The organism is Tardiphaga sp. P4_G1 (assembly GCF_056401215.1).
In genome coordinates, this window is record NZ_JBFUJU010000011.1 from 13,628 (window position 1) to 28,766 (window position 15,139).

Sequence of the window (15,139 nt, forward strand, 5' to 3'; positions counted from 1 at the left end):
CCGTGACGCTCACCGAGCCCGCGTCTCCCGCCTTTGCACGAAGCTTAGTCAACGGTTCCCCGAGAATCCATGGTCCGGGCGCGCACAGGCTGAAAACGAAAAAGGGCCCCATCGGGGGCCCTTTTGAAAGAATGTTTGCGACGGTCAGTGAGCGTTCGCCCAGACCTTCTTCTTCGTGAAATACATCAGGAACGCGAAGATGATCAAGAACACCATCACCTGCAAGCCAATACGCTTGCGGGCCTCAAGATGCGGCTCCGCGGTCCACATCAGGAAGGTCGAAACGTCCTTGGCGTAGTTCTCGACCTTCTGCGGGGTGCCGTCGTCATAGGTCACCTGATCGTCGGAGATCGGCTTCGGCATCTTGATGGCGTGGCCGGGGAAGTACTTGTTGTAATACGCGCCCGGCGGCAGCGCGAAATCCTTCGGCGCCGGATCGACGTAACCCTGCAGCAGGGCGTCAATGTAGTTCGGGCCCTTCTCCTGGAACTGAGTGAAGAAGTCGAACACGAATTGCGGGAAGCCGCGGTCGTAGTTGCGGGCCTTGGCCATCAGCGACAGGTCCGGCGGATAGGCACCGCCATTGGCTGCGCGCGCCGCGTTCTCGTTCGGGAACGGCTTGGGGAATGGATCCGCGAGACGACCGGGACGTTCGAACATATCGCCGGCGTCGTTCGGACCGTCCTGCACCTTGATCTCGGATGCCACTGCCAGCGCCTGAGCCGCAGAGAAGCCCGGGCCGCCCACGTCCGCGAGGTTGCGGAAGTGGATCAGGCTCATCGAGTGACAGGTCGAGCAGACTTCCTTGTAGACCTTGTAACCGCGCTGCAGGGCACCGCGGTCAAACTTGCCGAACGGGCCGGCAAACGACCAGCTCAGAGACGGCGGCGTCGGGCCGCCATGCTCGTCGGCAGCCTTGGCGCTCTGCGTACCGCCGGCCATCAGGCCACCGGCGAGGACCAGTGCGACGATCGCGGAGGCTGCCTTCTTGCCGTATTTGGCCAGCACATCGTCAGCGATCGAGTTCGGCACTGCGCGCGGCGTTTCGATACGGCTGAGGATCGGCAGCACGATCAGGAAGTAGGCGAAGTAGCAGAAGGTCAGGACACGGCCGGCGATGATGTAGATGCCTTCCGCGGGCTTGCCGCCGAGCCAACCGAGCAGGACCGCCACCACGACGAACATCCAGAAGAACTGCTTGGCCAACGGACGATATTTCGACGACTTGGTCTTGGCGGTATCGAGCCAGGGCAGGAAGGCCAGCACGATGATCGCCGAGAACATCGCGATGACGCCGCCGAGCTTGCTCGGGATCGAACGCAGGATGGCGTAGAACGGCAGGTAGTACCATTCCGGCACGATGTGCGCGGGCGTCACACCCGGATTGGCCGGGATGTAGTTATCGGGATCGCCGAGGTAGTTCGGGATGTAGAACACGAACCAAGCGTAGAAGATCATGAAGCAGACCATGCCGAAACCATCCTTGATGGTCGCGTAGGGCGTGAACGGCACGGTATCCTTCTCGGTCTTCGGCTCGACGCCGGCCGGATTATTCTGACCGGCGACATGCAGCGCCCAGACGTGCAGCACGACGACGCCGGCGATCACGAAGGGCAGCAGGTAATGCAGCGAGAAGAAGCGGTTCAGCGTCGGATTGCCGACCGAATAGCCGCCCCACAGCAGGGTCACGATGCTCTCGCCCACATAGGGAATCGCCGAGAACAGGTTGGTGATGACGGTGGCGCCCCAGAAGCTCATCTGGCCCCACGGCAGCACGTAGCCCATGAAACCAGTCGCCATCATCAGAAGGTAGATGATCACGCCGAGGATCCAGAGGATTTCGCGCGGTGCCTTGTACGACCCGTAATACAGGCCACGCAGCATATGGATGTAGACGGCGATGAAGAACATCGATGCGCCGTTGGAGTGCAGATAACGCAACAGCCAGCCGTAATTCACATCGCGGACAATGCTCTCGACCGAATTGAACGCCATGTCCACATGCGGGGTGTAGTGCATCGCCAAGATCACGCCGGTGACGATCTGCACGCCGAGCATGAAGGACAGGATGCCGCCGAACGTCCACCAGTAATTCAGGTTACGCGGTGTCGGATAGGCAACGAAGGAGGAATGGACGAGGCCGATGATTGGCAGACGCTTTTCAATCCACTGCAAAGCGGGATTGGTCGGCTGGTAGGTCGATGGTCCGCTCATGATGCGATCCTGAGAAGAGAAAAACACTATCGGCGCGAGATCGGATGGGATCCGACAGCTCAGCCGATCTTGATCTTGGTGTCAGAGACGAAGGCGTAAGGCGGGATCGGCAGGTTGAGCGGCGCCGGACCCTGACGGATGCGGCCCGAAGTGTCGTAGACCGAACCGTGGCAGGGGCAGAAAAAGCCGTCGTAAGCGCCTTCGTGAGCAATCGGGATGCAGCCCAGATGGGTGCAGATGCCGATGACGACCAACCACTGGTCGTGGCCTTCCTTGACGCGGGCCTGATCGGTCTGCGGATCGGGCAGGCTCGACACCGGAACGGCGCGCGCCTCTTCGACCTGCTTCTTGGTCCGGTTCATGATGTAGATCGGCTTGCCGCGCCAGAACACCTTGATGTCCTGCCCCTCGGCGATGGGGGCCAGATCGACCTCGATCGGCGCACCCGCCGCGATGGTCGAAGCATCTGGATTCATTTGAGAAATCAGCGGCCAGACGGCGGCTGCGGCGCCCACTGCAGCCACTGCCCCAGTGGCCACGAACAAGAAATCACGGCGCGTGTGTTCCGCCGAAGACGTTGTCGTCACGATCCCAACCCTTTCTTATCTGCAGCCGGCTTAGACACCCCCGGTCACGCCTTTGCGTTGACCTGAAGCAAAAAACCGACGCCCGCGATTCTCCCCACGGCGGCAGAGGCCTACTAGTCCTTGCCTAACAGGCAGAACACGCAGTCCAGAATCGTTCTATTGGCACCCTTGGTGCGGCAGTGCAAGCCTACGATCGGCGAAGCAAGATGCGATGCACCACAGAATCAACGCCTTTCCGCGCGGCGGATAATTCGGCGCGTCGTGACTATCGGAAACGGCCATCAGGCTTTTAGCGGGACAAGGGATCGCGATTCGCATTCGATAGCGCTCCGCCGAATTTCCGGACACCTCTCGCGCGCCACGATTCGCGCGACGGTCAGGCAAAAACAGCAACAATTCATGATCGTGAATAATTCTGCGTCGTTTCAGCAACAAATCGCGCTCAAGTAGCGCGTTTGAAGACGTTCTAAATCCCTAATTCTGTTCTCATTCTTCGCCTGCGCTAAAGCGAAAGCATCCAAATTTTACCGGTAGAGCCGGCCTAACTGGGGCATCGCAGCGTCATGACAACATCCCACTTCATCGAATCGGCAACTCGGCTGCACACGCTTCGGGCTCTATGTCTTTGCGCCGTCAGCGGTCTCGCTTTGTCGATTCCGACAGGTACTGCCGACGCTCAGTCGGCCCTGCCGCCAGTGACGGTGGATGCGCCGCAGCAGCGTACGCGTCCGGCGACGGCCAGGCCGACCCAGCGCACATCGACCAGCCGCGCCGCCCGCACCAATCGCATGGCCCGTGCGCCGCAGGCGGCACCGGTGGCACCAGCCAATCCCAACGCCGGTGAGCGCGCCGGCGGCCCCGTGATCGGTTTCGTCGCCAATCGCAGCGGCTCCGCCACCAAGACCGACACCCCGATCATGGAAACTCCGCAATCGATCTCGGTGATCACCTCCGACCAGATCAAGACCCAGGACGCACAGACCCTCACTCAGGCGCTGCGCTACACCGCGGGCGCCAATGGCGACGTCAATGGCGGTTCCGACACCCGCAATGGCGGCATTCAGATCCGCGGCTTCGACATGACACAGCAGGGGCTGTATCTCGATGGCCTGCGGCTGCCCAGTACGCCCTATATCCATTTCGACAGCCTCGATCCCTTCGGCGCGTCTCGTCTCGAAGTGCTGAAAGGACCGTCCTCGGTGATGTATGGTGGCAGCGGACCGGGCGGCATTCTCAACTATGTCAGCAAGCTGCCGACCGCCCGTCAGTTCGGCGAAATCTCGGTGTCAGGCGGCAGTTTCGACCGCTATCAGGGCGAGTTCGATTTTGGCGGTCCCGCCAACAAGGAAGGCACGGTGCTCTATCGCCTGACCGGCCTGGTCCGTGACGGCGGCACGCAGGTCGATGACGCCAGGGACAGCCGCGTCTTCATCGCGCCGGCCGTCACCTTCAAGCCGAACGAAGACACCACGCTCACAGTGCTGGCGAATTATCAGAAGGAGAAGAACGGCTGGGGTCTGCAGTTCCTGCCGGCATCCGGCACGATCTATCCGAATGCGGGCCGTATCATCCCTATCAACCGCAACACCGGCGAACCCGGCTTCAACAGATACGACAACGAGATCGCTTCGGTTGGCTACCTGTTCGCGCATAACATCAACGACAACCTGACCTTCCGGCAGAACCTGCGCTACTCGTGGATGCACAACGAATCCGACAGCATCAATGCCGGCGGGTACCTCGACGAAGCCGCCGGGCTGCTCTACCGCTACGGCGGATCCTCGGCCTCGACGATCAACTCCATCGCCGTCGACAACCAGCTGGAGGGCCACTTCACCACCGGCATCCTGAGCCACACCACGCTGTTCGGCATAGACTATCGAAACACGACATCGACCGACGTCAACACGAGCTACAGCGCCGATCCCCTCAACGTCTTCAACCCCGCCTACACCAATACCTGGACCAAGGGCGCGCTCTACGAAGACTATCGCGTGAAGCAGTCGCAGGTTGGCATCTATGCGCAGGACCAGATCAAGCTCGGCCGGCTCTCGGTCCAGCTCGGCGGCCGGCAGGATTTCGCCAAGACGACCTACGACAACTACATGGACGGTTCATCGACCTCCACCGATGCCTCGGCCTTCACTGGTCGTGCGGGCGTGATCTACAATTTCGACAGCGGCGTGGCGCCCTATTACAGCTACTCGGAGTCGTTCCTGCCGGTGCTGAACATCGCCAATGGCAGCCTGCTGGCGCCGGAAACAGCGCATCAGCATGAGGTCGGCATCAAGTATCAGCCGGTCGGCGTCAATGCGATGATCACGCTTGCCGCCTTCGACCTGACCCGGCAAAATGTCGTTCGCTTCCTGCCTGTTGCGCCGTTCACGGCGATTCAAACCGGCGAGGTCAATTCGCGCGGCATCGAACTGGAAGCCACCGCCACCCTCGCCGCCGGCTTCAATGTCCGCGCCGCCTATTCCTACATCGACATCGAAGTCACCAAGGATCCGGTGAATGTTGGCAAGGCTCTGACCACCGTGCCGATGAATCGCTTGGGCATCTGGAGCGACTACACGATGCAAGGCGGCCTGTTCGAGGGCGTCCAGGTCGGCGGCGGCATTCGCTACATCGGCGATAGCTGGGCCGACGATGCCAACACAAGCAAGGTGCCGGGAGCCACCGTGATCGACGCGCTACTGGCCTATAATCAGAAGAACTACCGGCTCGCGCTCAACGTCACCAACATTGCGGACACCCGCTATGTTTCATCCTGCTACAGCCCCGTTTATGGTTGCTTCTACGGTGACTCGCGCAAAGTCGTCGCCAAGCTGACCTATCGCTGGTGAACATTAGAATCACCCTAAAACGCGACAATACGCCACCGCCGGTCTCTCGACCGGCAGTGGCGACACTTGGTAGTAAACGCGACCACAACAACACGGGCGGAACGCCATGAGATCGATCTTCGGGCGCCTGCATCGCTGGGCTGGACTCCTCACCGCCGCCTTCCTGTTCTTCTCGGGCGTCACCGGCGCGGTTATCTCGTGGGATCACGAGCTTGACGATCTCCTCAACAGCAAGCTGAAGGACGTCACCACCGCGGGCCCCGCCAAACCGTCGATCGAACTCGCGGGCCTGATCGAGCAGCGCGATCCGCGTGCGCGTGTGATCCACATGTACATGACGCCGGAAAAGAATGAGTCGCTCTCATTTTTTGTTCTGCCGCGGATCGATCCCACGACAAGCAAGCGTTACACGCTCGATTACAATCAGATCTTCCTCGATCCCAACACCGGTGAGGAACTCGGCCGCCGCTATTGGGGCGCCGTCTGGCCCGTGACCCGCGAGAACTTCGTCTCGTTTCTCTACAAGCTGCACTACACGATGCACATCCCGGAATTCTGGGGCAGCGACCGCTGGGGCATGCGCATCCTCGGCGTCATCGCCATCATCTGGACCATCGATTGCTTCATCGGATTCTATCTGACACTGCCGTCGCGCAAACGCGTCAAGGCGGGAGCCGCTCCCGCCGTCGTGCGCGAACTCGGCAAGGGGTTCTGGGCGCGCTGGAAGCCGGCCTGGATGATCAAGACCTCGGGCAGCGCCTACCGGATCAATTTCGACATCCACCGCGCCTTCAGCCTGTGGACCTGGGCCCTGCTCTTCATCATCGCGTTCACGGCGTTCTCGCTGAACCTCTATTTCGAGGTCTTCTCGCCGCTGATGAAGAAGTTCTCGGACTACACGCCGACGCCTTACGAGCAGCGTGAGTATCGTCACCTCGATAACCCGATCGAACCCAAGATGACCTGGGCCCAGATTCTCGAGCGCGCCACCGCCGACGGCAAGGCGCGCGGCTGGACCACACCGATCGGCTCGCTGTTCTACGGCCCGGCACACGGCGTGTATCAGGTGTTCTTCTTCGAGCCTGGCGACGATCACGGCGCCGCAGGTGTCGGCCCGCCGTCGCTTTTTTACGACAGCGAAGACGGCCGTCCGCTCGGCGCCAAGCTGCCCTGGGTCGGCACCGCCGCCGACATCTTTGTGCAGATGCAGTTCCCGATGCATTCGGGACGAATCCTGGGTCTGCCTGGCCGCATCCTGATTTCGGCGATGGGCCTGGTCGTGGCGGCGCTCTCAGTCACCGGCGTGGTGATCTGGTGGCGCAAGCGCCGCGCACGCGTGAAGGTACGCGAGACAACGGAAGCACGTTCGAATACGCGACTCGCGCCGGCTGAGTAGAGCCGCCGGCCTTGTCCGACTGCATGTCAGGCGCTATCGCCTGACATGGGCCGCGTCGATCAAGATGCGGCCGGAGAAAGTCCGCCGTGCGCATCGCCCTCTACCAGCCTGACATTCCGCAGAACACCGGCACCATACTGCGGCTCTGTGCCTGTCTCGATGTCGAAGCGCATATTATCGAACCGGCGGGCTTTCCGACCTCCGACCGCCATTTCCGCCGCGCCGGCATGGACTATCTCGATCAGGTATCGATCGTCCGGCACGATTCATGGCGGCATTTCGAGGACTGGCGGCGCAAGGCCGGTCATCGCCTCGCGCTGTTCACCACCAAGGGCGCGGAGCCCTATCTCGATCATCGCTATGACACCAATGACATCCTGATGTTCGGGCGGGAATCCGCCGGGGTGCCGGAGGATGTCGCGGCCGCCGCAGACAGCCGCATCGTCATTCCCATGCGTGAGAGCCTGCGATCGATCAATCTGGCGATGACGGTGGCCATGGCATTGGGAGAGGCCCTGCGGCAGACGCGCGGCTGACTACCGCCCGCTCGGCACACGCGTGGCGATGTAGTCCTTGCCCTTCGCCGTGAAGGTTTCGCGGATGATGAAGCCATCCGCCGGCGACATCGGACCGATCGGCACCGGGCCGGTGGGCATGATCAGCGTGGCATTGCCACCAACGAAGATCAGCAGGTGGCGACGTTCTGCCAGCAGCTTCTCCGACCAGGCGATCAGGCCGGAATGGATAGGCTCTTTCTGCCAGGCGAAAGGCGTGCCGGGATCGACCTGGCCATAGATGAAGCCGGTGGTCGGATAGACCGAAAACACGATCTTCGAATTTTCCGGCTTCCAGGATTCCGGCATCTCGTCGTCCTGGATCCAGACGCAATCGAAGGCGCGGCATTGCTGCGGCCGGGTGTCATAGATCTTGCAGCCCTGCGCGATCGCGCAGTGCTTGCACCACTTGCCGGCCGGCTTGGCGAGGTCGTCGATGCGATAGACCTTGCAGCACATGGTGCAGGTCCCGCACGTACGTGTGGCAGCGGCAGAACTGCCGGATGTGACGAGCGACGGCTGCATGGTATCCAGGTGCGACAATTTGACGTGATGTCATCGACCTTTGGCGGCCCGCGCCGGACATCGCAATTGACATGTCGGTGATCGGCCGGGACATCCACCGGCCAGCCGTGCTAAGAGCCGCGGCTTACCCCATATGGAACCGAGATGTGCCCCGAGCCGGATCGGGCATGCCGGTTTTAGAGAGCTGAGACAGTGAGTTACGCGGTCAAAGAGATTTTCCTGACACTACAGGGCGAAGGCGCCCATGCCGGCCGCGCGTCCGTATTCTGCCGGTTTTCCGGCTGTAATCTCTGGACGGGTCGGGAACAGGACCGCGCCGAGGCCACCTGCCAGTTCTGCGACACCGACTTCGTCGGTATGGACGGCACGCTGGGCGGTCGTTACCCCACCGCCGACAAGCTCGCCGACACCATCGCCGCGCAATGGGTGGGCCCTTCCGATAACCGCTATGTGGTGCTGACCGGCGGCGAGCCGCTGCTGCAGGTGGATTCCGAGCTGATCGACGCGCTGCATGCGCGCGGCTTCGAGATCGGCGTCGAGACCAACGGCACGGTCGCGCCGCCCGCAGGTATCGACTGGATCTGCGTCAGCCCGAAGGCCGGCGCTGAACTGGTGGTGCGCAGCGGACACGAATTGAAGCTGGTCTATCCGCAGGCGCAGGCGATGCCGGAAAAATTCGAAGGCCTCACCTTCGAGCGTTTCTCATTGCAGCCGATGGACGGACCGGACGCCATCAGTAATACCGCGCACGCGGTGGACTACTGCCTGCGCCACCCGCAATGGCGGCTGAGCGTGCAGACACACAAGACACTTGGGATCCGCTAAGGACCCGGACTTCTAAGGACGACGATTTCCTATGTGGGAACTGACCAAATCGTTTCGCTTCGAGGCGGCGCATGCGCTGTCTCACACCACGCTGGGCGAAGTGAGCCAGGAAATCCATGGCCACTCCTTCCGCGCCGAAGTCACCATCCGCGGCGTGCCGGATCCCGTGACCGGGATGGTGATGGATCTCGGCTTGCTCGACCGCAGCCTCGACGAGCTGCGCAAGACGCTCGACCACAAGTTTCTCAACAAGATCGAAGCGATCGGCATTCCGACGCTGGAAAATCTCTCGCGCTTCATCTGGGACCGCGTCGCCGACAAGGCTCCGGTCGTCCGCGTCGGCGTGTTTCGCGACAGCTGCAACGAGAGCTGCGTATATTTCGGGCCGAAAGGCTAGAGTCTTTATTGGCGCATGATCTCTCGACAAACGAATTCGTTTGTCGGCGAAAGCCGGTATCCACTTTTCGGGATGATGCTCTAGTCTTTTCCCGTGATCATGCAGGTGGCGGTGGCATGGGCACAAAGCCTGCCATCCTTGTCGGTCAGCGTCCCCTCCGTCGCGGCCATCCTGCGTCCCATGTGAATGATACGGCCTTCGGCGCGGATCGGCCCTGATGCAGCCGTCATGGCGCGAATGTAGGTGACCTTGAGATCGAGCGTCGCGTAACCGGTCCCTGCCGGCAGCGAGGTCTGCACCGCCAGCGCGATGGCGCCATCCAGCATCGTGGCCGCGTAACCGCCATGCACCGTTCCGAGCGGATTGTAGTGATCCTCGTTCGGCGAGCCGACCAGCACAACCTTGCCCTGCTCTGCGGACTCGCCCTTGATGCCGAGTGTGCGGCCGATGCCGCGCGCAAATCCGCCTGCGGCGAAGGCCTGCTGCACAAGCTTCAGGCCACTGCTCGCGTCACCAATCTCAGTCGTCATGTTCGCCTCCGCCGTCCCGTGAACATCCTTGTTATGAGACCGGGATGGCAGAGCTTGCCTATCAAGTCAATATTGTTGACCTCAAGACTTGAACTTGGCTAGTCGCGCGCCGCCTCCGCCATCACCGCCGACCATGCGGCCTGGCTGCCCGCCCCCGCCTTCTTGAAGGCGCGGGCCATGATCTTGCGCTCATGACCGGATGCGATGCGCTCGACCGCGCGGCCGGCGGGCGTCAGTTCAAGAATCTTGAAACGATGCCGCGTCGGATCGCGCTTGACGGCCACATAGCCCTCATCGAGCAATTGCTTCATCGGGCGATGCAGCGCCTGTTTCGAAATCTGCAGGATCGCCAGCAGATCCGACATCGTGATGCCATCGCCGCGCAGCACGGCATAGAGAATGCGATGGTGGACTCGCGACAGGCCGACCGTTGCCAGATATTCGTCAGCCGCGCGCGTCATCCCGCGCCATCCGAAATACATCAGCGCCAGCGCATCATCGAGCGGATCGAGTTTCTTCAGGTCAATAATATTGACTTGATTCTTGGCGGTGCTAGGTTTTACGGCAGATGGGCTCATCGAAGGCTCACGACAGGGAGACGGGACGCATGTTGACGCGGCAGGACGCGATGGCATTCGCGCCGCAATGGGCTGCAAACTGGAATCGGCTCGCGATCGATACGATCGTTGATCATTTTGCTCCCGAAGGCGAGATGCGCAGCCCGCTGGCAACGAAACTGGCGGGATCATCCACCATAAAGGGACGCGACGCCATTCGCACCTACTGGCACGCCGCCTATGGCGGGCTATCCGAGCCACATCTCACCCTGGAGAGCGCCGCCTGGGACGGCGCGTTACAGCGCCTGACGGTCTGGTGGAGCGCGCCGCTGCCCGGTGGACCGACCCGGGCCTGCGAGATGATGGATTTCGATGCCGATCACCAGATCATCCGCAGCGAAGCCTATTACAGCGCCGGCAGCTAGGACCACCGCGGGCGGCACGCCATATGCGCTCCCGCATGCGTCTCGATGATCGCCGTGCATTTCCCGCGCTGACGCCTATAGTGGACGGACTCATCGAGAGCCCCCCCGTGCGTATCCTGCTGATCAATCCCAACACGACCGAAAGCGTTACCACGCTGGTGAAACGGCATGCCGAAACCATCGCCGGCGATGCCGCGACCTTTGTGCCGGCGACCGGCCGGTTCGGCGCCCGCTATATTTCGACGCGCGCATCGGCGGCCATCGCAGGCCATGCGGCGCTCGACGCCTATGCGACGCATCGCGACCGCTGCGATGCCGTCTATCTCGCCTGTTTCGGCGACCCTGGCCTGCTGGCTTTGCGCGAGATCGCTGATGTCCCCGTGGTCGGCATGGCCGAAGCGTCCTGCATCGAGGCGTCCAGACGCGGGCGTTTCGCCATCGTCACCGGCGGCGCGCTGTGGGGCCCGATGCTCCGGGAGTTCGTCGGAAGTATCGGCTTGGCCGACAAGCTCGCCAAGGTGCGCACCATCGCACCGACCGGCGGCGATATCGCGCGGAATCCCGATGCAGCACTGGCCGCGCTCGCCAGCGCTTGCACGGCCTGTGCCACGGACGACGGGGCCGAGGTCGTGATCCTTGGCGGCGCTGCGCTCGCCGGCCTTGCGTCTCGCATCCAAGCTGACGTGCCGGTACCCGTCCTGTGTTCCGTTGAGACCGGCACGCGCGCGGTGATCGCCGCGGCGGCGAATGGTCTCAACAATACCAGCCCACCGCCAGCGTTCGAGAATGCTGGCCTCGGCGCGGAACTCGCAAAACTGCTTCAGCAAAAATAGCTGACAGAAACATCCCCGTGTTCGGCCTGTCATGACGCGCAGCTAGACTCAGCGCGTGTCACACACATTTCGGGAGCCGACCATGGAATTGAAATCAGGCGATGTCGTCATGCTGAAGTCGGGCGGTTGCCCTCTGACCGTGGCCGACGTTGACGGCAACGATATTGAATGCATCTGGCTGGGCGAGGAAGGCGATTTGTTCCGCGAGACCCTTCCGCGTGCCGTGCTCGAACTCGCCCTCGTCATCCCGCATGACGACGAAGACGAGAGCGAAGAGGACGAAGCTGAAGAACACGACGACGAAGAAGAAGAGCACAAGAGCAAGGTGGCCTGATCAGGCCGTCCGCCGCCGGGCGGAAATGTCCGGCGGCGGCTTGTTGTTCATCTCTGCAGACCGAGTTTGAACGCGTCCGCCTCGATATGACCCGCAGCACCGTCGGCCGCGAAGACCGCGACGGTCGCCTGCGCATGTTCGGGACAATGATAGACGGCGATGCCACTGCCCGGACCTCCGCCGGTGTGCCCAACGACGCTTAAATTACTGGTTGTCGTTCCCGCCATGACGCCAAGGCCGTAAGCCGCGTGTTGCCACGGACGTCCTGTACCGGGATCACCCACTGCGATTCCGTGGCACATCTCGTCGCGCAGCCCCACAGGCAGCAAGTCCGTCGTCATCAAGCGGTGCAACAGCATTGCGGCATCGCGCAATGTCCCGACCGCCAGCCCGTGATAGACCCAGCGCGGATCGTAAGACTGCGCATTGCCCATCCGGACATCGGCGAGATCGCTGCGTTGATTGGCGATGCGCGGCCCGACCACACCGAAGGGTTCGAGCAACCGGTGTCGTATCAAGGCATCGAGCCCCAGCCCGCTCACGCGTTCGAGATGTTCCCGGACCAGCAAATAGCCGACATTCGAATAGGCGAAATGGCCCGGCTCAATTCCGGCATGCAGAGCAGAAACTGAGTGCAGCAGCTGGTCCACCGGCCAGGCGTCTTCACCGGCAGCGACAGCCGCATGGTAGGCCGTAACAGAACCGTAGTCGGCCAGACCGGCGCGATGCTGCAACAACTGGCGGAGCGTAGAGGACTCGCCCGGCAACGCATCATCCAGAGCCAACTGTCCATCACGCACCATGGTCAGTGCCGTGGCGGCAATCAGCGTCTTGGTGAAACTCCACCACGGCACAAAGACGTCGGCATCATCGCTGATATCGGCAGAACCGGGGCGAATGACGTGCTTCATGGTACCGTCGAGACTTAGAGCTGATGGTCGTGCTTGAATCGCGCAATCGTTTGGTCGGCGATAACAGTCAACACATCGACCTCCATCGGAAAGTCCAGCGCCAGCCAGGCATCTTCCGCCAGCGCCAGCACATGGCCGAGCGCCGGGCCCTTGGCGATGCCGCGCGCCATGAAGTCGGCAGCCCTGAGCGGAAATACCGGCGGGGTCCAGCGCTCGGGCAAGGTCACGAGCGTTTTCCACGCCTCCACATCAGCATCGCGGCCGGCGCGGGCCCAGGCCAGCATCATGCGATTGCGATAGCGCGTTTCGCCGAGCCGATAGAGCCGCCGCCGGGCATGGGATTCGTCCATGCCCTTCAGCCGCCACCAGCGATGGCCCATGGAATCCAAGGCCTTGGTTTCGTCATTGGACAGCCGCAGCTTTTGCGCAAGCCGCCGCGCATCCTCGGTGACGGCCACGCCGAGCGCGCCAAGCCGCAGAACCGCATCGGGTTTTTGCCCAAGCACCTGCTCGATGGCGATCATCGCCGCGAATGGTCCCTTGTAGGTGACGCCGCCGGCGATCCGCAGCATCAGGCCGGCATCGACCATCGCATCCACCGCCGCGAAGGCCCCATCGGCCACCAGCAGCTTCAGCAACTCCATCCTGATACGTTCGGCCGATATTCCCGCCAGTCCATCACGGCCACGAATGCTGGCGAGATAGCCCTCGCGATCCGGCGTCCCGGCGCCATAGGCGGCATGAATGCGGAAGAACCTGAGAATACGCAGATAGTCTTCGGCGATGCGCCGGTCGGGATCGCCGATGAAGCGCACCCGCCGGGCATCGAGATCGGACAGGCCGCCGACATGATCATGCACCACGCCGTCGATGGATGCCGAAAGGCCGTTCATCGTGAAATCACGTCGTTCGGCATCGCGCTTCCAGTCGCGCCCGAATGCCACCTTGGCCTTGCGGCCAAAGGTCTCGACGTCTTCGCGCAATGTCGTGACCTCGAACGGTGCGCCATCGACCACCAGCGTCACCGTGCCGTGCTCAATGCCCGTCGGTACACTCTTGATATGGGCCGCCTTGGCGCGGCGGATCACTTCATCGGGCACGGCCGTCGTGGCTATATCGATTTCGCCCACTGGCAATTTCATCAGAGCGTTGCGGACGGCGCCGCCGACCGCGCGGGCTTCCTCGCCATTGCCGTTGAGCAGCGCCAGCACCTGCCCGGACGGTCCTGACGTGAGCCACGGCGCGTCGGGCAGTTTGCGCACGCTCATTTTTCGACCCCGGGAACGAGCCTGCCGTTTTCGATATGCGCCGGGACATAGGTCGATCCTGGCGGCGCGCCGGAAAACTGCGCCAGCAGCACGAGGCTCACGATCACCAGCACGGCGGCGGCGATGGCGAGCCTGATCATCACCGGCATCGGCCATGACGATTTCAGTGCCACGCCATTCTTGGTCGCGATGAGGAAAATAGCATAGAGCGCAAACGGGATGAGGAAGATGCCGACTTCGGTCAGAACCGGACGGATCATGTGAGCACGATCCGTTCATACAGCACGCGCAGGATGCCTGCGGTAGCGCCCCAGATATAGCGTTCGGCGAACGGCATCGCGTAGTAGGACCGCTCCATGCCGCGGAATTCCTTGCTGTGCAGCTGATGATTGGCGGGGTCCATCAGAAACGCCAGCGGCACCTCGAACGCGCTTTCGACTTCGTTCTCGTTGATCGTGAGACTGAAGCCCGGCTTCACCCGCGCCAGTGTCGGCAGGATGCGAAAGCCGAAGCCGGTTGCATAGAGATCGAGATAGCCGATCGGCTCGACGAAGGAGCGATCGAGACCGATTTCCTCCTCGGCCTCGCGCAACGCGGCGTCCAGCGGCGAGACATCGGTCGGATCGATCTTGCCACCGGGAAACGAGATCTGTCCGGCATGATCGTTGAGATGCGCGGAGCGCTGGGTAAGCAGCACGGTTGGTTGTTCGTGTTCGACGATGCCGATCAGGACCGCGGCCGGACGGATCGGCCGCTCCTGCGCCACAATCTGGATCATGCGGTCGTTGCCGGCATCGCCGGTGACGGGAATGATGCTGGCATCGGTGAGCCCCTCTGGCACATCGAAATTCAGGCGTGCCTTCGCCCGCTTGAAAAACTCAACTGAACCGATATCCGCGGCATCCGCGTCGGTCTTCAGCATCGGCTCATTCGCCCG

Annotated in this window: 17 protein-coding genes; 8 read left to right on the forward strand and 9 right to left on the reverse strand. The window is 62.1% G+C overall.

Annotated features, from left to right (window positions below):
- Positions 1-144: 144 nt before the first annotated feature.
- Positions 145-2,214, reverse strand: a complete 2,070-nt coding sequence (locus AC1DUY_RS24170; protein ID WP_089262525.1) for a cytochrome c1 — start codon at positions 2,212-2,214, stop codon at positions 145-147.
- Between the two features lie 59 nt (positions 2,215-2,273).
- Entirely contained in the window at positions 2,274-2,801 is a 528-nt protein-coding gene (petA, locus tag AC1DUY_RS24175; RefSeq protein ID WP_068733107.1) for a ubiquinol-cytochrome c reductase iron-sulfur subunit, read from the reverse strand.
- 647 nt (positions 2,802-3,448) lie between these two features.
- Between petA and AC1DUY_RS24180 the strand changes: the two genes are divergently transcribed.
- The 3 genes from AC1DUY_RS24180 to AC1DUY_RS24190 all read left to right on the forward strand — a co-directional run bounded on the left by AC1DUY_RS24180 (position 3,449) and on the right by AC1DUY_RS24190 (position 7,579).
- Positions 3,449-5,647 carry a TonB-dependent siderophore receptor gene (locus AC1DUY_RS24180; RefSeq protein WP_478117673.1) on the forward strand — a complete coding sequence of 733 codons (2,199 nt, stop codon included), beginning with the start codon at positions 3,449-3,451 and terminating at the stop codon, positions 5,645-5,647.
- Positions 5,648-5,753: 106 nt separating this feature from the next.
- A complete protein-coding gene (fsrB, locus tag AC1DUY_RS24185; RefSeq protein WP_478117675.1) occupies positions 5,754-7,043 on the forward strand; it encodes a siderophore utilization protein FsrB in 1,290 nt (429 codons plus the stop codon).
- 86 nt (positions 7,044-7,129) lie between these two features.
- The gene (locus AC1DUY_RS24190; RefSeq protein WP_478117677.1) at positions 7,130-7,579 is read left to right on the forward strand and encodes a tRNA (cytidine(34)-2'-O)-methyltransferase; all 450 of its coding nucleotides are present in this window, start codon (positions 7,130-7,132) and stop codon (positions 7,577-7,579) included.
- Here AC1DUY_RS24190 and AC1DUY_RS24195 read toward each other — a convergent pair whose 3' ends face one another.
- Positions 7,580-8,122, reverse strand: a complete 543-nt coding sequence (locus AC1DUY_RS24195; protein ID WP_231078149.1) for a hypothetical protein — start codon at positions 8,120-8,122, stop codon at positions 7,580-7,582.
- Between the two features lie 192 nt (positions 8,123-8,314).
- On the opposite strand from AC1DUY_RS24195, the gene queE reads away from it, so the two are divergent.
- Positions 8,315-8,947, forward strand: a complete 633-nt coding sequence (gene queE / locus AC1DUY_RS24200; protein ID WP_478117679.1) for a 7-carboxy-7-deazaguanine synthase — start codon at positions 8,315-8,317, stop codon at positions 8,945-8,947.
- A 31-nt stretch (positions 8,948-8,978) separates the two neighbouring features.
- Positions 8,979-9,344 carry a 6-pyruvoyl trahydropterin synthase family protein gene (locus tag AC1DUY_RS24205; RefSeq protein WP_089262534.1) on the forward strand — a complete coding sequence of 122 codons (366 nt, stop codon included), beginning with the start codon at positions 8,979-8,981 and terminating at the stop codon, positions 9,342-9,344.
- Positions 9,345-9,424: 80 nt separating this feature from the next.
- Here AC1DUY_RS24205 and AC1DUY_RS24210 read toward each other — a convergent pair whose 3' ends face one another.
- On the reverse strand, positions 9,425-9,874 hold the full coding sequence (locus tag AC1DUY_RS24210) for a PaaI family thioesterase (RefSeq protein ID WP_093759607.1): 450 nt from the start codon (positions 9,872-9,874) through the stop codon (positions 9,425-9,427).
- Between the two features lie 98 nt (positions 9,875-9,972).
- On the reverse strand, positions 9,973-10,452 hold the full coding sequence (locus AC1DUY_RS24215; RefSeq protein WP_478117682.1) for a MarR family winged helix-turn-helix transcriptional regulator: 480 nt from the start codon (positions 10,450-10,452) through the stop codon (positions 9,973-9,975).
- A 29-nt stretch (positions 10,453-10,481) separates the two neighbouring features.
- On the opposite strand from AC1DUY_RS24215, the gene AC1DUY_RS24220 reads away from it, so the two are divergent.
- The 3 genes from AC1DUY_RS24220 (at position 10,482) to AC1DUY_RS24230 (ending at position 12,023) form a co-directional block, all read left to right on the forward strand.
- Positions 10,482-10,856 (forward strand): nuclear transport factor 2 family protein, encoded by a 375-nt coding sequence (locus AC1DUY_RS24220; protein WP_478117684.1) that lies wholly within the window; start codon positions 10,482-10,484, stop codon positions 10,854-10,856.
- A gap of 107 nt (positions 10,857-10,963) precedes the next feature.
- Positions 10,964-11,689 (forward strand): aspartate/glutamate racemase family protein, encoded by a 726-nt coding sequence (locus AC1DUY_RS24225; protein WP_478117686.1) that lies wholly within the window; start codon positions 10,964-10,966, stop codon positions 11,687-11,689.
- Positions 11,690-11,771: 82 nt separating this feature from the next.
- On the forward strand, positions 11,772-12,023 hold the full coding sequence (locus tag AC1DUY_RS24230; protein ID WP_478117688.1) for a YodC family protein: 252 nt from the start codon (positions 11,772-11,774) through the stop codon (positions 12,021-12,023).
- Positions 12,024-12,070: 47 nt separating this feature from the next.
- Here the strand turns inward: AC1DUY_RS24230 and AC1DUY_RS24235 are convergent, their stop codons facing one another.
- The 4 genes from AC1DUY_RS24235 to AC1DUY_RS24250 are packed head-to-tail and all read right to left on the reverse strand — an operon-like array spanning position 12,071 to position 15,124.
- Positions 12,071-12,934, reverse strand: a complete 864-nt coding sequence (locus AC1DUY_RS24235; protein WP_478117690.1) for a serine hydrolase domain-containing protein — start codon at positions 12,932-12,934, stop codon at positions 12,071-12,073.
- Positions 12,935-12,948: 14 nt separating this feature from the next.
- Positions 12,949-14,202, reverse strand: coding sequence for a CCA tRNA nucleotidyltransferase (locus tag AC1DUY_RS24240; protein WP_478117692.1), 1,254 nt, complete (start codon positions 14,200-14,202; stop codon positions 12,949-12,951).
- On the reverse strand, positions 14,199-14,462 hold the full coding sequence (locus AC1DUY_RS24245; RefSeq protein ID WP_068733079.1) for a DUF6111 family protein: 264 nt from the start codon (positions 14,460-14,462) through the stop codon (positions 14,199-14,201). Before AC1DUY_RS24245 ends, AC1DUY_RS24240 begins: the two co-directional genes overlap by 4 nt.
- Positions 14,459-15,124: a CoA pyrophosphatase gene (locus AC1DUY_RS24250; protein ID WP_175368851.1), complete on the reverse strand. Its 666-nt coding sequence runs from the start codon at positions 15,122-15,124 to the stop codon at positions 14,459-14,461. Before AC1DUY_RS24250 ends, AC1DUY_RS24245 begins: the two co-directional genes overlap by 4 nt.
- Positions 15,125-15,139: the final 15 nt, after the last annotated feature.